At 44.1% G+C, this 18,838-nt stretch carries 17 protein-coding genes; 5 read left to right on the top strand and 12 right to left on the bottom strand.

The features are described from left to right. Positions 1-19: 19 nt before the first annotated feature. The 3 genes from CGC64_RS11355 to CGC64_RS11365 form a co-directional block, all read right to left on the bottom strand. Positions 20-763 (bottom strand): ABC transporter ATP-binding protein, encoded by a 744-nt coding sequence (locus tag CGC64_RS11355; RefSeq protein WP_005676406.1) that lies wholly within the window; start codon positions 761-763, stop codon positions 20-22. 372 nt (positions 764-1,135) lie between these two features. Continuing rightward, positions 1,136-2,356 (bottom strand): efflux RND transporter periplasmic adaptor subunit, encoded by a 1,221-nt coding sequence (locus tag CGC64_RS11360; RefSeq protein WP_005680682.1) that lies wholly within the window; start codon positions 2,354-2,356, stop codon positions 1,136-1,138. Positions 2,357-2,402: 46 nt separating this feature from the next. Next, positions 2,403-3,800 (bottom strand): TolC family protein, encoded by a 1,398-nt coding sequence (locus tag CGC64_RS11365; RefSeq protein WP_005676403.1) that lies wholly within the window; start codon positions 3,798-3,800, stop codon positions 2,403-2,405. Between the two features lie 218 nt (positions 3,801-4,018). Between CGC64_RS11365 and CGC64_RS11370 the strand changes: the two genes are divergently transcribed. The 3 genes from CGC64_RS11370 to cydB are packed head-to-tail and all read left to right on the top strand — an operon-like array spanning position 4,019 to position 7,026. After that, positions 4,019-4,255, top strand: coding sequence for a DUF4492 domain-containing protein (locus tag CGC64_RS11370; RefSeq protein ID WP_005676402.1), 237 nt, complete (start codon positions 4,019-4,021; stop codon positions 4,253-4,255). Between the two features lie 20 nt (positions 4,256-4,275). Then, positions 4,276-5,823 carry a cytochrome ubiquinol oxidase subunit I gene (locus tag CGC64_RS11375; protein WP_005676401.1) on the top strand — a complete coding sequence of 516 codons (1,548 nt, stop codon included), beginning with the start codon at positions 4,276-4,278 and terminating at the stop codon, positions 5,821-5,823. 60 nt (positions 5,824-5,883) lie between these two features. Next, entirely contained in the window at positions 5,884-7,026 is a 1,143-nt protein-coding gene (gene cydB, locus CGC64_RS11380) for a cytochrome d ubiquinol oxidase subunit II (protein WP_005676400.1), read from the top strand. A gap of 125 nt (positions 7,027-7,151) precedes the next feature. Here the strand turns inward: cydB and CGC64_RS11385 are convergent, their stop codons facing one another. From CGC64_RS11385 to wecB, 4 genes are all read right to left on the bottom strand, one after another. Continuing rightward, positions 7,152-8,108 carry a D-2-hydroxyacid dehydrogenase gene (locus tag CGC64_RS11385; protein ID WP_005676399.1) on the bottom strand — a complete coding sequence of 319 codons (957 nt, stop codon included), beginning with the start codon at positions 8,106-8,108 and terminating at the stop codon, positions 7,152-7,154. A gap of 66 nt (positions 8,109-8,174) precedes the next feature. Continuing rightward, the gene (locus CGC64_RS11390) at positions 8,175-9,446 is read right to left on the bottom strand and encodes a replication-associated recombination protein A (RefSeq protein WP_005676396.1); all 1,272 of its coding nucleotides are present in this window, start codon (positions 9,444-9,446) and stop codon (positions 8,175-8,177) included. A gap of 4 nt (positions 9,447-9,450) precedes the next feature. Beyond that, positions 9,451-12,027: a DUF5686 and carboxypeptidase-like regulatory domain-containing protein gene (locus CGC64_RS11395; protein ID WP_005676393.1), complete on the bottom strand. Its 2,577-nt coding sequence runs from the start codon at positions 12,025-12,027 to the stop codon at positions 9,451-9,453. A gap of 408 nt (positions 12,028-12,435) precedes the next feature. Further along, entirely contained in the window at positions 12,436-13,521 is a 1,086-nt protein-coding gene (gene wecB / locus CGC64_RS11400; RefSeq protein WP_005676392.1) for a non-hydrolyzing UDP-N-acetylglucosamine 2-epimerase, read from the bottom strand. Positions 13,522-13,613: 92 nt separating this feature from the next. On the opposite strand from wecB, the gene CGC64_RS11405 reads away from it, so the two are divergent. After that, entirely contained in the window at positions 13,614-14,255 is a 642-nt protein-coding gene (locus CGC64_RS11405; RefSeq protein WP_005676391.1) for a trimeric intracellular cation channel family protein, read from the top strand. A gap of 15 nt (positions 14,256-14,270) precedes the next feature. Here the strand turns inward: CGC64_RS11405 and CGC64_RS11410 are convergent, their stop codons facing one another. The 3 genes from CGC64_RS11410 to CGC64_RS11420 form a co-directional block, all read right to left on the bottom strand. Further along, entirely contained in the window at positions 14,271-14,765 is a 495-nt protein-coding gene (locus tag CGC64_RS11410; protein WP_005676390.1) for a DUF4251 domain-containing protein, read from the bottom strand. A gap of 128 nt (positions 14,766-14,893) precedes the next feature. After that, positions 14,894-15,856, bottom strand: coding sequence for a M48 family metallopeptidase (locus tag CGC64_RS11415; protein WP_022042200.1), 963 nt, complete (start codon positions 15,854-15,856; stop codon positions 14,894-14,896). Positions 15,857-15,900: 44 nt separating this feature from the next. Further along, a complete protein-coding gene (locus CGC64_RS11420) occupies positions 15,901-16,461 on the bottom strand; it encodes a LemA family protein (RefSeq protein ID WP_005676388.1) in 561 nt (186 codons plus the stop codon). A 239-nt stretch (positions 16,462-16,700) separates the two neighbouring features. On the opposite strand from CGC64_RS11420, the gene CGC64_RS11425 reads away from it, so the two are divergent. Next, positions 16,701-17,204, top strand: a complete 504-nt coding sequence (locus CGC64_RS11425) for an RNA polymerase sigma factor (RefSeq protein ID WP_005676387.1) — start codon at positions 16,701-16,703, stop codon at positions 17,202-17,204. Between the two features lie 70 nt (positions 17,205-17,274). Here the strand turns inward: CGC64_RS11425 and mtgA are convergent, their stop codons facing one another. Together mtgA and CGC64_RS11435 are read right to left on the bottom strand one after the other, a co-directional pair. Further along, positions 17,275-18,015, bottom strand: a complete 741-nt coding sequence (gene mtgA / locus CGC64_RS11430; RefSeq protein ID WP_005676386.1) for a monofunctional biosynthetic peptidoglycan transglycosylase — start codon at positions 18,013-18,015, stop codon at positions 17,275-17,277. Next, positions 17,993-18,709 carry an OmpA family protein gene (locus CGC64_RS11435; protein ID WP_005676385.1) on the bottom strand — a complete coding sequence of 239 codons (717 nt, stop codon included), beginning with the start codon at positions 18,707-18,709 and terminating at the stop codon, positions 17,993-17,995. Before CGC64_RS11435 ends, mtgA begins: the two co-directional genes overlap by 23 nt. Positions 18,710-18,838 lie beyond the last annotated feature (129 nt).

The raw sequence follows: 18,838 nt of genomic DNA on the forward strand, positions 1-18,838 counted from the left end.
TAAAAGCTTATAACTTTAATTAGTCTTCCTCATTTTTCGGCAATGCAGCCAGCGCTTCGGCGGCAGACAGAATCTTCGTATTGACCGTATCTTCCGTTATATGACCGTCGCGCAACCGTATATTCCGGCTACTGTATTGTGCGATTTCGGGATTATGCGTTACGAATATAATTGTACGTCCTTCCGCGTGAAGTTTCTGAAATAGGACAAGTATCTCAAAAGAGGTACGGGTGTCGAGATTTCCGGTGGCTTCGTCGGCAAGGATAACGGCAGGATTGTTCACCAGTGCGCGGGCGATGGCAACACGTTGCATCTGTCCGCCGGACATTTGGTTCGACTTATGTTCGAGACGGTCGCCCAGTCCCACCGCTTGTAGAGACTCGATAGCACGGCGGCGACGTTCGGAGGCACTGACGGCGGAGTTGTACATCAGCGGCAACTCCACGTTTTCTACTGCCGTTGTTTTGGGGAGGAGGTTGTAGCTCTGGAACACAAAACCGATTTTCCGGTTTCTGAGTACCGCCCGTTGAGGTTTGCTCATTGTGCGGACGGAGATTCCGTCGAGCAGATACTCTCCGCTGGTTGGGGTATCCAGACAGCCCAATGTGTTGAGCAGCGTGGATTTTCCCGAACCGGAAGTTCCCATGATAGTAACAAACTCTCCTTCGTTGATAGTGAAAGAAACGCCTCGTAACGCATGGACGGTTTCTTCTCCTACCTGAAAGTCACGTTTGATATTTTGAAGTTCAATTACTTTTTTCATCTTTTATTCTTTATTTCTCATTTGCAAAATGTCTGCTGGTTTTCAGAATCGATTTTGCATACTTCTCGGATTTGCGCAAAGTTTATTTTAGCCTGTTTTAATGTGAGTTCGATATAACAGCTATCATCCGCATGTTTTCCCCTCTGGGAAGGAGGGGAAAACAAAGGGCGGGGTGGTAGGTGCGGCCATTTGCTTTTAATCGTAAGACAGTATATTTCATATACCTATATATTCACCTACCACCTCCCCCTACGGGTACTCCTCCTTCCCGAAGGAGGAGAGTTGTGAATAGTATAGACTTATATCGAACTCACATTATTTTAATTTTAGGAAATCAGCTCTATCCTCTTAGACTGATTTCTTAAAATGGATTCATTTTTTCTTTTTGCTTCCCGGAGGGCCCGGCATGAACGGACTTCTTTCTCCGCCTTCCTGACCTGTCGGGGCTTCCATGCTTTCGCCCGGCATGCCACCTATGGTAGCTTCTGTCACTACTCTTGTTCCTTCGGCGACACCGCTGATGATCTCTGTGGAGATTCCGTTTGTAATTCCTATTTCTACCGGATGAGCAGTGAATGTGGTGCCTTCGCGTGTCCAGACTTTATGTTCGCTTTCGCAATCCTTCACAATATCGTTTTTACCGATCAGAGGTTCTTCCGGTGTAAAGCGCAAAGCCTTGTTAGGAACAGACAGTACATCTTTCTTGTCGAGAATATAGATTGTGATATTGGCAGTCAGACGTGGTTTCAGTTTCAGATCCGGATTATGGGCGGAGATTACCACCTCATAAGTAACCACCGTGCTGGTGCTGGAACTTGTACTGCTGGTACTGCTCGCATCTCCCAGGCGAATCTGTGTCACTACTCCTTCGAATGTGTCGTTCGGATAAGCGTCTACCGTGAAGCTGGCACGTTGACCTTCTTCGATACCGCCTATATCAGCTTCGTCCACGTCGGCCACTACCTGCATCTTTGTCAAGTCCGCAGCAATGGTGAACAAGGTCGGAGTTTCGAATCCGGAAGCAACAGTCTGTCCGGCTTCCACATCACGGCTGATAACTACACCGTCAATCGGTGAGGTAATCGTGGCGTAGGACAGGTTACGCTCTGCTTTTGCCAGAGAGGCTTTGCTGCTGTCGTAGTTACTTTTGGCTTTCTGGTAGTTATAGAGGGCCTGTTCGTAGTCCGTATCACTGATTAATGATTTCTCGTGCAGACCTTTGCTGCGTTGGAAGTTCTTTTCCTGATATTCGTATTCGGCTTTCGCACCGTCATAGGTTGCTTTCTGTGAAGCCAGTTCGCTTTGCAGGGTGACGCGGTCCATTTCGGCTATCAACTGTCCTTTGGTTACTACCGAGTTATAGTCCACATAGATTTTGTCGATGATACCGGATACCTGTGTACCGACTTCTACTTCCGTTACCGGTTCGATCGTTCCGGTAGCAGTCACCGAATTTGAAATATCGCCTTTGCTGACAGTAGTGGTGGCATACGTAACCTTGTGTTTGGCGGGTGAACCTGCAAAGAACCAGATTCCTGCTCCCACAACCACAACGACTGCCACAGCGATTAGAATAATCTTTTTCGTTTTCATTCGTTTATTATGCTTTTACTTATTTATAATGCTGATATTCGATTCCTTACAAAGCTAGTTTGTCGCCTTGATAGAACTTCAACAACTGTGTATTCAGTATTGCCATATATTTGGCTTGAAGCTGTTCTTGCTGTGCTTGCAGCAAGTTGTTCTTTTCAGTGAGAAGTTCTACTGTATTTTTCATTCCCAGATTGAATTGCTCGCTAATCAGGTTGTAGCTGATTTGCGTACTTTTCAGTTTCTCGTTGGCTGCTGCATAGCGTTGCTGTGCACTGTTGGCGTCGAGCCAAAGTCCTTCAATCGTTTTGTATAAGGCTTTCTGTTCGTCGAGCAATGACAGCATACTCGTTTCATATTGTAACTTGGCTTTCTGTACGGCACTCTTTGTCTGTCGATTATTAAAAATAGGCACGCTGACAGACAATCCGATGGAATTGTTCCAGCCATTTTTTACTTGTTCGCCGAAAGTGAAATCACTACCACTGGTATGATTCGTTCCGATTCCCGCGCTGAGGCTGACGGTAGGAAGGTAGCCGGACTTGGCAATGTCGATTCCCAATTCGGAAGCGTTCACATTGAGTTTGCTCGCTTCGATTTCGGGACGAAGGGCAAGGGCACTCACATACACATCTCTTTTGGCGGGCAACGGAGACAGTACATTCTCGTCGGACAGAGCGGGGAGATAGATGTTCATTTCATTCTCCCCGTCGAGTTCGAGCAGTTGTTTCAGTTGTAATTTGTAATCTTGCAGAGTGGCTTGCGCTGTGACAAGTTGGTAACGGTCGGTACTGACCTGCGCTTCCAATTGTGCGAAATCGCTTTTGGCAATGCTTCCGGCATTCAGAAGTTCCTGACCGCGGTCGCGCTGTGCAATGGAGACTTGCAGCGTATTTTCATTTACTCTGACAGACTCTGCTGCATAAAGTATCTGAATATATATTTGTGCAATAGACTCCTGAATACTGTTCTCCGAAGTCGCTACATCCAGTTCGGCTACCTGATTGTTCAGTTTCTCCTGTTGGATTGTCTTCAGCCGTTTGCTACCATTATAAAGAGTCCACGAGGCATTTAGTCCGTAGTTTCCATTGTAACTGGTTTTACTGTTGGTACTGATAATCTCACTGCCACTGACTCTGCTACTTGATTCCTGATACGGTCGGTTCACAACCTGCTGGCTGGTAGAGAAAGAGAGGCTGGGGAACAAGGCAGCCTTGGCTGTCTTCACATCAATCTGCGTGCTTGCCGCAGTAACCCGATTTTTACGAATCGTAATATTCTGCTCAAGGGCATAGTCGATACACGATTGCAAGTCCCATTGAGCGGGAAGCTTTGTTTCGTTCAGTGTATCGACTTGCAGAGAAGAATTTTGGGCAGATATGCCGGGCAGCATACCTGCACCTAAAAATGCTATCACTGTCAATCTTCTTACGTTTATCATATTCATTCTTCTATTAATTAACCGGAAACGAAGGTACGTACATATTATAATAGCAGCAAAAGTGATAGACGGATTGCGGAATTTCGCCGTTAAATGATTTTTTTCTGTCGATAGGCAGGTTTTTTTAGAAAAACACGACAAATTCTGCAACAATTCAAGGGATTTGTTTGTTTTAATTATAAAAATTGTATATTTGTACTCATTACAAATCTTGACGTAGAAATATGAAGAATACACTACTTTCCGTCTGGAACTTCTACCTGGAAGGCTTTCGAAGTATGACTTTGGGGCGTACTCTGTGGATTATTATCCTTTTGAAATTATTCATCATGTTCTTTATTCTGAAGTTGTTCTTCTTCCCCGACTTTCTTGGCGACCACCCTACGGATGCCGACAAGGGAACGTATGTGGGAAATGAACTGATACAACGTGCTCTTCCCGAGAAATCTACTGATTTTTAACTTTTAAACTACATAAGATTATGATTGAAAGTATTGACACCTCGCTGATCGATTGGTCGAGAGCCCAATTTGCGATGACAGCTATGTACCACTGGATTTTTGTTCCCCTTACGCTCGGACTGGCGGTGGTAATGGGAATAATGGAGACGCTGTATTATAAAACAGGCAATGAATTCTGGAAACGGACAGCCAAATTCTGGATGAAACTTTTCGGTATTAACTTTGCCATTGGTGTGGCAACCGGTTTGATTTTGGAATTTGAATTTGGTACGAATTGGAGTAATTATTCGTGGTTCGTAGGCGATATCTTCGGTGCGCCGTTGGCTATTGAAGGGATTTTGGCCTTCTTCATGGAAGCTACGTTTATAGCGGTGATGTTCTTCGGCTGGGAGAAAGTGAGCAAGCGTTTTCATTTGGCTTCTACCTGGCTGACAGGTCTGGGAGCTACAATTTCCGCCTGGTGGATTCTTGTTGCCAATGCTTGGATGCAACATCCGGTGGGCATGGAGTTCAATCCTGATACGGTTCGTAATGAAATGGTGGACTTTTGGGCGGTGGCTACTTCGCCTGTGGCCGTCAATAAATTCTTTCATACGGTGTTGTCCGGCTGGGTGCTGGGTGGCGTGTTTGTAGTAGGCATTGGTTGCTGGTATTTGTTGAAGAAGCGCAATCGTGAGTTTGCACTTGCCAGCATAAAGATTGGTGCTATCTTCGGATTGGTGGCATCACTGCTTTCCGTTTGGACAGGAGACGGCTCCGGTTATCAGATTGCGCAGACGCAGCCGATGAAACTTGCCGCTGTGGAAGGATTGTATGAGGGTGGTACGAATGTGGGTTTGGTGGGAATCGGCATGCTGAATCCCGAAAAGAAGACTTATAATGACGGAAAAGAACCTTTCCTGTTCCGTATTGAGATACCGAGTATGCTTTCTTTCCTTGCCGAGCGTGACGCCAATGCTTATGTTCCGGGAATTACGAATATTATCGAAGGTGGCTATCAACAGAAAGACGGTACGATTGCTCTTTCGGCTGCCGAAAAGATTGAACGGGGTAAAACGGCTATCGGTGCGCTGGCTGCTTACCGTGCTGCGAAGAGTGCCGGGAACGAGGAGGATGCGCAAGTGGCATACAAAGTGTTGCAGGAGAATATTCCTTATTTCGGATACGGATATATTAAGGATGTGAATCAGTTGGTTCCGAATGTTCCTCTGAACTTTTATGCCTTCCGTGTCATGGTGATTCTGGGTGGATATTTCATTCTGTTCTTTATTGTTGTACTGTTCTTTATCTATAAAAAGGATTTAAGCAAAATGCGCTGGATGCATTGGGTGGCTTTACTGACGATTCCTCTGGCTTACATTGCCGGACAAGCCGGTTGGGTGGTTGCCGAATGTGGCCGTCAACCGTGGGCTATCCGGGATCTGCTTCCTACATCGGCGGCTATCTCCAAGTTGGATGTCGGCTCTGTTCAGACTACTTTCTTTATCTTCCTGTTTTTATTTACCGTAATGCTGATTGCGGAAATAGGAATCATGATAAGGGCTATCAAGAAGGGGCCGGAGGTTTAATACCTGGAATCTGATATCAGAGCGTCATACATAATACTTAAAACTTAATACTTAAAATATATGTATATATTTCTACAACAATATTGGTGGCTGATCGTTTCCTTGCTGGGAGCCATACTTGTGTTCTTATTGTTTGTGCAAGGAGGTAATTCGTTATTGTTCTGTCTGGGCAAGACGGAAGAACATCGCAAGATGTTGGTAAATTCTACCGGTCGCAAATGGGAGTTTACGTTTACTACATTGGTAACGTTCGGAGGTGCTTTCTTTGCTTCATTTCCTTTATTTTATAGTACCAGTTTCGGCGGAGCTTATTGGCTTTGGATGATTATTCTTTTCAGTTTTGTGTTGCAGGCTGTCAGCTATGAATTTCAGAGTAAGGCAGGCAATCTGTTAGGTAAAAAGACATACCGGACGTTTTTGGTGATTAACGGGGTAGTGGGGCCTTTGTTGCTTGGCGGGGCAGTTGCTACTTTTTTCACCGGTTCTGATTTTTATATCAATAAGGCGAATATGACGGATACCATTATGCCGGTTATCAGTCATTGGGGCAATGGGTGGCATGGACTTGATGCATTGACCAATATCTGGAATGTGATTCTGGGGCTGGCTGTATTTTTCCTCGCTCGTGTGTTGGGCGCACTTTATTTCATTAATAATATAGATGATAAAGAATTGACCGATAAATGCCGTCGTGCCGTACTGAATAATACGGTTTTATTCTTATTATTCTTTCTGGCTTTCGTCATCCGTACATTGGTATCCGACGGTTTTGCCGTAAATCCTGATACGCAGGAGGTTTATATGCAGCCATTCAAGTACTTTACTAACTTTATCGAAATGCCGGTTGTATTAATCCTTTTCCTTATCGGAGTGGTATTGGTTCTCTTTGGAATCGGAAAGACGGTTCTTAAAAAGACTTTTGATAAGGGAATCTGGTTTACGGGCATTGGCACTGTGCTGACGGTTTTATCCCTGTTATTGGTAGCCGGATACAACAATACTGCTTATTATCCGTCTTATACGGATTTGCAAAGTTCATTGACTCTGGCCAATAGCTGTTCCAGCGAATTTACGCTTAAAACAATGGCGTATGTTTCTATTCTTGTTCCGTTCGTTCTTGCCTATATATTCTATGCATGGCGCAGCATCGACCGTCATAAGATTACAGAGAAAGAAATGGATGAGGGAGGGCATTCTTACTAAATGATACGGGTCGGACGTTGATAATGAATCAGGAACGATAATTTTGATTAAAACGATAAACGGTGAACAAGCCTGCGATAGATGCGTAACTTGTTCACCGTTCATTTTTATCGTTCTCCGTCGTTTTATTTATTCACAACGTTTTCCGGTGTTCCGGCAATGTATGCTTGGAGGTTACTGATCGCCATATTCATCAGGCGTTCGCGAGCTTCGGTTGTAGCCCATGCGATATGCGGGGTGATGTAGCAGTTCTTTGCAGTCAGTAACGGATTGTCGGCACGAGGAGGTTCGGTAGAAAGCACGTCTACTCCGGCAGCATAAATCTTCCCGCTGTTCAGTGCGTCTGCCAAGTCTTGTTCGTTGATGAGCGGACCACGGCCTGTATTGATAAGAATAGCGTTCGGCTTCATCATAGCGAGACGGCGGGCGTTCACCAGTTCGTGAGTTTCTGGGGTAAGCGGGCAGTGAAGGCTGACAATATCACATTCGCTGAACAGTTGGTCTAAGTCCATTTTCTTGATTTCCGGCGGCAACTGGAAGTGTGACTTGGAAGTCAGTGCATAAACCTGCATACCGAAACCGATAGCAACACGAGCAGTTGTGTAACCTGTATTTCCCAGTCCGACCAAACCGATTTTCTTGTCTCTCAGTTCCATTAAAGGAGTATCCCAAAAACAGAAATCCTTGCTGTTTGTCCAACGACCTTTGTGGACTTCTTCCGAATGGCGCTGTACTTGTTGGGAGATATTCAGGATATGTGCAAATACCATTTGAGCTACGGAAGCGGTGCTGTATGCGGGAATATTGGTAACAATGATACCGCGTTCTTTGGCAGCAGCCGTATCGACAACGTTGTATCCGGTAGCCAATACACCGATATATTTCAGTTCGGGCAAGGCAGCCATGTGGTCTGCATTGATGATTACCTTGTTAGTCAGAATTACTTCTGCACCGGCTGAACGTTCTAATACTTCTTCGGGGGCGGTACGGTCGTAAATCGTACATTCTCCGAGAGCCTTTAAACCTTCCCAGGATATATCTCCGGGATTGGCGGCAAAGCCGTCTAAAATAACAATTTTCATTTTCTATTTTAGTATTAATAATATGTTATACGTTTCTTGTTGTTTTATTTTGTTTCTGCCATTAGCCTACTTCTTGAATTTGTCTCCCCAGAGCTGTATCATCCGTTCGGCATGTTTCTGTTCGGCAGGATTGTTCTGCGGTTGCCATATCCGTTTGTCTTTCAGTTCATCCGGCAGGAATTGCTGTTTGACGAAATTGCCTTCGTAGCTGTGGGCATATTTATATTCCTGTCCGTACCCTAATTGCTTCATCAGCTTTGTCGGTGCATTGCGCAAGTGCAGGGGGACAGGCAGATTACCCGTAGAACGGACTAATTCCAATGCGTCATTAATAGCGCTATAAGCAGAATTACTTTTGGGACTGGTGGCCAGATAAATGGTCGTTTCGGCCAGAGGAATTCTTCCTTCGGGCCAACCGATTTTCATCAATGTCTCAAAACAGGCGTTGGCAAGAAGTAATGCATTCGGATTAGCCAAACCGATGTCTTCGGCAGCAGAAATAACAAGTCTGCGGGCAATGAAAGCAGGATCTTCACCTCCTTCAACCATACGGGCAAGCCAGTAGATAGCACCGTCGGGATCGCTGCCGCGGATAGACTTGATGAAAGCGGAGATGATGTCATAATGCATTTCCCCGTCTTTGTCATAAGCAAGCGGATTCTGTTGCAGTCGTTCTGTCACCATATCGTCAGTGATGACAACAGTATCGTCAGTGTCCGACTCTACAACGAGTTCCAGTATATTAAGCAACTTGCGTGCGTCTCCACCGGAGAAGCGCAACATAGCTGTGGTTTCTTTCAGTTCAATCTTACGTTCTTTCAGCACCGTGTCTGTACTAATGGCACGTTCCAGAAGTTCCAGTAGATCTTCTTTCTCCAGAGATTTCAGCACATAAAGCTGGCAGCGGGACAAGAGAGGACGAATCACTTCGAACGACGGGTTCTCCGTGGTGGCACCGATGAGTGTCACCGTACCGTTTTCCACTGCTCCCAACAAAGAGTCCTGCTGCGACTTGCTAAACCGATGAATTTCATCGATAAACAGAATCGGGCTGGATTGGGAGAAAAATCGGTTGCTCTTGGCACGGTCTATCACTTCGCGGACATCTTTCACGCCGGAAGTTACTGCACTTAAAGTATAAAACGGAGTTTCCAGTTTGTTGGCGATAATCTGTGCCAGTGTCGTTTTTCCCACTCCGGGAGGTCCCCAAAGAATAAACGAAGAAATGCGTCCTGCGTCAATCATCTTCCGCAGGATAGCGCCCGGTCCCACTAAGTGTTTCTGACCGATATATTCATCCAGAGTTTTTGGCCGTAACCGTTCTGCTAAAGGTTGCATAAGTTTAGAATACCATTAATACCATGAAACGAATACCGTTTTTGTTGATACCCGGATTATCACGGTAAGTGAAACGATGTACATATTCAACGTGCAGCAACTTGAAAATGTTGTAAATGCCGACGCTTGCTTCTACGTAAGGTACTTTCGGGTCCATTACGAAACTGGTGAATTTACCGTCGCGCGTCGGGAAACGGAACAAGTCGGGATTGCTGCTTTTAAACGGATTGTTCTTGTCTGTCAACGTACCCCACAATGCGCGGACACGGAACATTTCTCTCCATTTCAAGTTTTTGAGTAAAGGAATGCGGTTGAACAACTTTCCATTCATATCGTAGGATATGGACATGGAAGCGAAGCGGTCGTTCAGGAATTCCATATTGTTAATCAAACAGAACGTTTCGCGCTGGGTGATATATGACAAGTTGGCTTCCGGCAAAATCAACAGTGGGAAAGGAACGGTATTCCACTCTGCGCCTGCCTTCACGCTGCAATCAATCTTGCCCCATGAGGCGGGAAGCCAGAAACGTTTCCAGATACTTGCTTCCGTACGGTTGAAATTATATTCTCCTCCCAGCACTCCTTTGAATCCCATGGCATGAGTCAGCGTAAAGACCGGAGCGTCTAAAGATACGGGGACACGGCGTTGTTTTGAGTTGACGAACGACTCTCCCGGTGCATAACGCAATGTCATGCTGGCTTCGGAGGTTGTGACGTCGTGTACGCGTGTCTGCGCAGCGTCATTCCGCAGATATTCCAGTTTCCCGGTCGGCTCGTCGTTACGGTGACGGAGCATGGCTTTTACACCGAATCCGGTAGGCGTTTCCAGTTCATAATTGATAGTCGCGTCGCGCATGTATGACATCTGGTCTACGGTGGTCGTTTTCAGTGACAGGAAGATATTATCCTTGTCAGTAAACAGAAACTTGTCCATTGGAGACATTACATCATAACTATAAGTGGCGGAGATGTAATGTTTGGGAAATTCCCATACCACATAATCACGTTTGTTGAACGAATAAGTCAGCGTTCCGCTATATTTCCAGCGCTTGTCTTTCAGACCGTATGCTCCGTAACCGCTAAGGAACCAGTGTGGATTGAGGTTTGCGGTCGTCATACCACTCAACCGGAAACGGGTTCCGTCGATGTAGTTGCTCGAAATCATGGTGTTGATAGGGCCGATGTCGAACTTGTTCGGGCGGCCTTTGCCGGATGTTTCCACAAAGTTCTCAATCAGGGCTTTTGCACCGAAGATGATGTATTTGAATCCCGGAATCTGTTCGAGACGATTAACGAAAAGGTCCATAGTGCTTTCTTTTTTAGTCAGCGGCACCTGGCGCACGCTTGCCCAGTATTCGTCACTTTTCGAAAGCATATCCGCCTCTTTTATCACCTCTCCTTTCAATCGGAAGAGTCGCGGCTCTATCGGGTCGAACTGATAATTCGTATATTTCGTGGTACGTTCTACTTGTAGTCCTCCTGCCGTTTTGTTGGAACTCCATGAAAGGTCTACGGTCATGTTGTCATCCGACAATACCCAGTTTCCGTTGGGGAGTTGTTCGTATTGTTGCACGATATCCATGCGGTTGACGAAGTTGACTCCGGTCTTTTTTGGCAGGTTCATGGTACATTTCTGAACGGCATATGTAGAATCGTTCAGCACGTATAGATGTCCGGTAAAACCGAAATCCTGTGAGTTTTGCGGAACGAAAGTAAGATGTACACATTCGCGTTTGTCAACCATTAATGTATCCATTAGGTAGTATTTATAAAATGAAATGGCACTACTGCCGATAGGGCTGACAAAGCGTTGTTGCAACAAACGGATATCGTCCTCGTAGATGTTAATATCGGCAAAAACATCCTTTAATACGGTGCCGAGCATATCTCCGGTGTTGAAGAACTCTTCGATACCGTTAGAGTTTTTTCCTTTAATAATGGTCTTTTTGTTCTGAGGGTCTTTGCGGAAGATAGTTTGCGAAGCTGTTTCTTGCACGGAGATAGGAAGAATCAGTTTGTTGGTAGTTTCCGAAACTTCCACCTGATCTTTCAGGAAAGAATATTTCTTATAAATCCCTTTTTCCAGTTTTTCCGGTGTGAGATCGTTGATCGACATTTTCATCTTCTCGTATTTGTCGTACTGGTAGTAATCGTTCACTTCGAGGACTTGTGCCTTTTTGTGTTCGATGACTTTCTTCATAAATTCGACTGCCGGGTTATTCTTGCGGGAGTACTTTTCCTTTTTGGGCTTTACTACTACTTCGTTCAATACGACATTGTCCGGGGCCAGTTGTATGTTGATTGTCTGGTTGCCTGAACCGACTTTCACCGTTTTACTGATATACCCCACTGCGGAGAACACGAGTGTCCCCCCGTTTCTGCGGGTTTCAAGCTTATATTCTCCGTCGATATTGGTGATAGTTCCCATGTCTCTTTTTTCCTGATAGTAGACAGAGATATACATCAATGGCTCATGGGTTACGGAATCTGTAACCACCCCTTTAATTTGCTGCGCAAAAGCATTTGAACCTGCCAATACGAGTAAGAACAGTATAAGTATTTTGCTATATCGTTGTTTCATAACGTTCGTAGTAGGGCTGCAAAGTTAACAAATAACTCGGATGTTAACAGAATATATAACTTTTTTTACCCATAGTTTTTTGTTATTTGCAAGCTGTTATCGTTTGACAATGAAAGGAATTAGTGGGTGATTCGCCTTTCTATAAATGAGTATCCCGCTTGTTACATTGGGTTCCCTTGCTTGTTACATTTGGTTTCCCGGCTTGAAACACTTTGTTCCCTCATGAGAAATCTTTGGTTTCGCTATATGAAACCCAAAGTTTCAAGCGTCTGAAACTAAAGTTTCTCCGTGATGAAACTAAAGTTTCCCATTGATGAAACTATGGTTTCTCATAAGGAAACTTTTAGTTTCCCGGCACGAAACTAAAATTGGTATGCCGGGAAATGATAAAAGGTATATAGGGCGATATTATTTGCCGGTAAGGATTTGTACAATGCGTTCGGCTGTACGTCCGTCCCAGCGTTCGGGAAGCTCACCTCGTTTCCATTCACCTTTCATCAGTGTATCCATTGCCTTGGCAAGTTCGGCAGGGTCTTCACCGACTAATTCGTTAGTCCCCATTCGCCAAGTTTCCGGGTGTTCGGCATACGTATTCAGCGTGATGCAGGGAATGCCCAGGAAAGTAGCTTCTTCGGCCACATTGCCGGAATCTGTGATGATTCCTTTTGCTTTGTTGATGAGATATCCGAAGAAGAGGTAGTTCTGCGGTGGCATGATATGAAGATTCGGGGCTTCGATGCCTAACTCTTTGATCGCGTTGCGTACATAAGTATGTAAAGGTGCAACGATAGGCGTTCCTGCTGATTTTTCAATGATTGTATTCAAAAGCTGGCGCAGGTTCTCTTTGTCGTTGAGGAGTACGCGGCGGTTGAGAGTGAGCAGGAGATAGTTACCTTCTTTCAGTCCCAATACGGAAAACCAAATCGGTTTGAGTAACCGGTTCCGGTTATAGCGAATCGTATCAATCAAGATATTACCGACATAATATACATTTTCGCTTTCTGTTCCTGTTTGGTTCAGGTTACGGTTGGCAACCATTCCGGCTGTGAACAGATAGTCGGACAATCCGTCCGTAATCATGCGGTTCACTTCTTTCGGCATTTTCATATCGAAAGAACGGGTACCGGCTACGAGGTGGGCAACTTTGATTCCTTGTTTCTTGGCAACGATAGCGCAGCTCATGGTGGCAGTGAGGTCGTCTACCACGAGAACAACGTGTGCCGGGTTTTCAGTCAATTCCTGCTCGAAGGCTACCATGATTCCGGCTGTCAAACTTGTTGGATTACTGCTTTCTACTCCCAAATACACATCGGGAGCCTTCATGTCGAGGTCTGAAAACAGTGAAGCATCCAAACTGGTATCATCTTTTCTACCTGTATATACCAGGCGGTAAGAGATACTTTTACCCAGCGCCCGTGCGGCTTCAATAGCCCGTGTAATGGGTGCTATCTTCATGAAATTGGGGCGTGCCCCGGCAACAATTGTTATTTTCATACTGTTTCTATCAAATTCAGTTTAATTCTTGAAGCAAAAGTACATTTTCTTACGGAATTTATTTGTTACTTTGCAAACAAAATAACAAATATATGCCCACATTCGTTCAAATTCTTGATTTTATAGGCACATTTGCCTTTGCTATTAGTGGTATCCGGCTAGCTTCGGCAAAGCGATTCGACTGGTTCGGAGCTTACGTCGTAGGTCTTGCTACGGCTATTGGTGGTGGTACAATCCGTGATGTTCTGCTCGATGTTACTCCCGGGTGGATGACAGACCCTATTTATTTAATTTGTACAGGCGTAGCATTGCTTTGGGTGATTTGTTTCGGACGCTGGCTGATCCGCCTCAATAATACTTTCTTTATTTTCGACTCGATCGGTCTGGCACTGTTTACTGTTGTAGGTGTAGGCAAGAGCATTGCTTTGGGCTATCCTTTCTGGGTGGCTATCATCATGGGTAGCATTACGGGAGCGGCAGGCGGTGTGATTCGTGATGTCTTTATCAACGAAATCCCGCTAATTTTCAGAAAAGAGATTTATGCAATGGCGTGCGTAGTAGGCGGCATCACTTACTGGCTTTGTCATGTCGCAGGCATGGAGTCGTACGGATGTCAATTGGTTGGCGGTTCGACAGTTTTTCTTGCCCGTATTCTCGCCGTGAAATACCACATCTGCCTGCCTATATTAAAAGGTAGTGACGAAGTGGAGGCAAACGAGAACAAAGAGCAATGACGGAAGGAAGTTGGTTTATTCTTCCTTCACGTCCAGTTCCCCCTGGAAGCTTATGGATTGACGGTTTTGCATATTGACGTCAATACTTGTCGAACCATTTGAATATACTTTCACTCTGAAATCAAACTTATCTTCCGGGTTGCGGGCGGTGAATGTGATTACTGAATTGCCTTTCTTGTCCAGTTTCATGTTATACTCTTTAAGAGGGGCTTTGAAATTGAGTCCATTGCCTCCTCCGTAAGGGATACTGTAAGCCCGACCATAATAAGGTAAATAGGAGATTACCGAATCGTTTCTGATTTCCAGTGAGTATAAACTGGTCAATGGAATAGACCGGCCGCGCATAGGCATGGCGGTATTGACGTCTATCTTATAATTCTCTGAAACAATCAGTTCTTTCACAGCTTCTTTCTTCTGTTCCTTTTTCTCTTTCTTGCTTTGAGCCGAAAGAGTAGGAAGACCAACTAGCAAAGCTAGCAACAGCATAAGGATTTGTTTTTTCATTTTCATGTCAGTTGCATTTAGGTTGATATATATATGTATAACAATCAAATATACTAAAAAGTCAGGAACTCCTCTCTTTTCTTTAATGAAAATTAAACAGAAATCCTGACCTTTATCTTATATTTCAGAAGAACTTAGAACTGTTCCAATATCTCAATCCGCTTTTCAATGGGAGGGTGCGTAGCAAACAAACCGCTGAATTTGCTATATAAGCCTTTGGTTTTCTTTTTAGGATTTTGAATAAATAATTGTGCTATGTCTTTCCGTTGCACTGCTTCTATTGCCGGATCGGCGGATATTTTACGCAAGGCACTGGCGAGTGCCAGCGGATTCTTCGTCATTTCCGCCGACCCTGCGTCTGCCATATATTCGCGTTTGCGTGAAATGGCAAAACGCATCAGGCTGGCAAAAAGGAAACCGATAGCAGCTATCAGTAAAGCGATAAATATGAAGATGAAAATTCCTCCGCTACCTTTACTATTGCTACGTACACGTATATGTGTAATCGCATAGAACGTGATTTCCGTCAGCATGGAGAAGATGCCGACAAACACGATAGAGATTATCAGCAAACGTACATCCCGATTGCGGATATGAGTAAGCTCATGCCCGATTACTGCTTCCAGTTCCTCGTCATTCAGCTTCTGGATGATGCCTCTTGAAAGAGTAATAGTGTATGTGCGGTCATTGATACCGCTTGCAAATGCATTCAGTGAATCATCATAAATGATATTTATTTTCGGCATGCTCATGCCTTGAGACATACAGAGGTTTTCTACTAAATTATAAACGCGTTTGTTCTCTTTGCGGTCTAGTGGTTTGGAACATGTGGCAGAATTAATGATACTTGTATTGGCCCAATAGGCAATGAGAAACCAAATTACCACCACTCCTAAAGTATACGGTAGAGAAGAGAGAAAGAAATGATTGACCATAGGCATCATTTCAATCTCCATACTCTTTCCGTATCCAAAGAGAACGAGTAAGTAACAGGACAGATAAAGGAGTGCTGTTACCAAACAAGGAAAAAGTAGTAATAGGAATCCGGAACGTAAGTTGTTCCGGTTCTGTTGTGTTTGGATTCCGACGTATTGCATCGCGTGTTTATTTTTTGCAGTTGGGTGGGACGGTGGTGTTCGGATTAGAAACTAATTTTGGGTGCCTGTTCCAGATTAGCACGTTCGTTCTTTCCCAAATCGAACATAATTTCTCTTTGGAATCCGGTCATTCCCGCAATAATGTTTGAAGGGAATGTCTGAACGGCATTATTATATTCTTTGGTTGCCGAGTTGAAATAACGGCGGACAGCAGCTAACTTATTCTCTACATCGGCAATTTCTTCCTGTAATTGCAGGAAATTCTGGTTTGCTTTCAGGTCGGGATAGGCTTCCAATGTAATTTTCAGTCCTGACAGGGCCGAGGATAGTTGGTTTTCGGCGGCTATCTTTTCATCGATAGTTCTGGCACTGACCGCACCGTTGCGTGCCTGAATCACCCGGTCGAGAGTTTCTTTCTCGTGTGCGGCATATCCTTTCACAGTGTCTACTAGTTGAGGGATAAGGTCGTGACGTTGTTTCAGTTGCACGTCAATGTCGGCAAATGCGTTTTCACGATTGTTTCTGAGTTTCACCAGGGAGTTGTACATGGATGCGAAAATAATTCCCAATAGTACAATAATACCTACAATAATAAGTATAGTCATAGCCTTTCATTTTATTTAAATATATTAATCAAAAGTAGGCTATTTGTTTTTTTCTGCCAAACAGAACAGAATAAAAATCATTAATTACCACCTGAAATCTATCCAAATGCACCCGAAAACTGTCATTTGATAGAATTAACCCCTAAGAAATGACGAATTTCCCCCTGTCTGGTATTCAAAATACCTTTAAACTTGCATCATCGAGAAAAACGAAATATTAACCATAAAACCCTTAAAGTATGAAAAGTTTAAGTTTCAGAAAAGATTTAATTGGAGTTCAGGAGGAATTGCTTCGTTTTGCGTATAAGTTGACTGCCGATCGTGAAGAGGCGAATGATTTATTGCAAGAAACATCATTAAAAGCATTAGATAATGAGGAAAAATATGTTCCGGACACAAATTTCAAAGGATGGATGTACACAATCATGCGTAACATCTTTATTAATAACTACCGAAAAATAGTACGTGACCAGACTTTCGTCGATCAGACTGATAATTATTATCACTTGAATTTACCGCAGGACTCGGGATTCATAAGTACGGAAGGTGCCTATGACTTGAAAGAAATGCATCGTATTGTCAACGCATTGCCTAAGGAGTATAAGGTGCCTTTTTCTATGCATGTATCCGGATTTAAATACCGTGAGATTGCAGACAAATTGGGCCTTCCTTTGGGAACTGTGAAGAGCCGCATATTTTTTACACGACAACGTTTACAACAGGAATTGAAGGATTTTGTATAAATGGGGATAATACATTCAAACAAGCTTATTGATAATGCAAGGAGCAACGAAGTAGACTTCGGTTGCTCCTTTATTTTTTCTTCTTCTTCTTTATCTCTTTCTTTGCGGCTTTTCCCTCCGGTGGAAACTTGGGGACGAGATTCATAAGCCGTAATATTTGCTTCTGCCGTTTTAATATATAAGCCGAAGGTTTCGCCGAGTTAAACCGTATCGGATTCGGGAGAGTGGCGGCGATTAGTGCACATTGACCTTTGGTCAGCTTGGCAGCTGTAGTGTTGAACTTATATTTTGCAGCAGCCTGTGCGCCATAAATCCCTTTACCCATTTCGATTGAGTTGAGATAAACTTCCATAATCCGTTCTTTCGGCCAGAACAGTTCTATGAGAAAAGTGAAATATACTTCCAGGCCTTTCCGCACCCATGAAGATTGTGGCCATAGGAATACATTTTTTGCTGTCTGCTGGCTGATAGTGCTTGCTCCACGTTTCCGTTTCCTTGTTTCATTTTCTTTCATCGCTTTTTTGATTTCCACGAAATCGAATCCGTTGTGTTCGGCAAAACGGTTGTCTTCGGAAGCTATCACTGCCATTGGCAGGCTAGGAGATATCTTATCAAAAGAAACCCACGTGTGCTTCCACGTGGGTTTATCTCCTGAAATGATCTGTTGAACACTTCGAATGACCATTAACGGAGTAATATAAACCGGCATGAACCGATAAATAATGACCGTCAGTAAGGTCGATGTAAAAAAGAGAATCAACAGATTGCGTGTATAACGCAGAATTTTTTTAATTAGAAGCTGCCTGTGCATCTTTAATCATTTGCTCACTTGCGTACATGTACACTTCTACACGACGGTTCTGTTCACGACCTGCGGCTGTATCGTTGCTGGCAACGGGATCGCTTTCACCCATACCTTGCACGCCTTTAATCTGGTTGGTAGAAACACCGCAACTTAATAAGTAACTGGATACACTCTGTGCACGTTCTTGTGACAGGTTCAGGTTCTTTTGCTGGCTTTGTGCGGCAGTACTGTTCTTCCAGCCCTGATTGTCGGTGTATCCATAGATAGATACATCCATATCTCTGTTCTGGTTGAGCACATTGTTGGCGAATTTGCTTAATGCAGATTTAGCAGCAGCACTCAGATTAGCATTACCTGTTGTGAAAAGGATTCCTGAATCGAATGTCACTTTCACGGCTTGCAATCCGTTGTTGTCTGTTATCTGTTCTACTTGTGCGCCTTCAATTTGTTTTGCTTCTGCTGCGGCCTTATCCATTTTTTTACCAATGAGAGCACCTGTTCCTGCACCTACCGCCGTACCGATAGCAGCACCGATAGCAGCGCCTTTACCTTTACCGATAACACCACCTAGGATAGCACCCAATGCAGCACCCGAACCGCCACCAATAGCAGCACCTTTACCAGTGTTATTCATACTTGCACATCCACTGAATATCATGGTTATACTCATAAAGAGAACCATAAATTTCATCTTGTTCATAATGTTGATGTTTTAATTGTTTAATAATAATCTGTTTTTATATTTTAAATAACAACGCAAAGATACATATTATTTGCCAAGGTGATACTTTTTAAGTTAAAATAACTCGCACACTCTTGGCAGAGTGCT

It is taken from the genome of Bacteroides caccae (genome assembly GCF_002222615.2).
GTDB classification, from domain to species: Bacteria; Bacteroidota; Bacteroidia; order Bacteroidales; family Bacteroidaceae; genus Bacteroides; species Bacteroides caccae.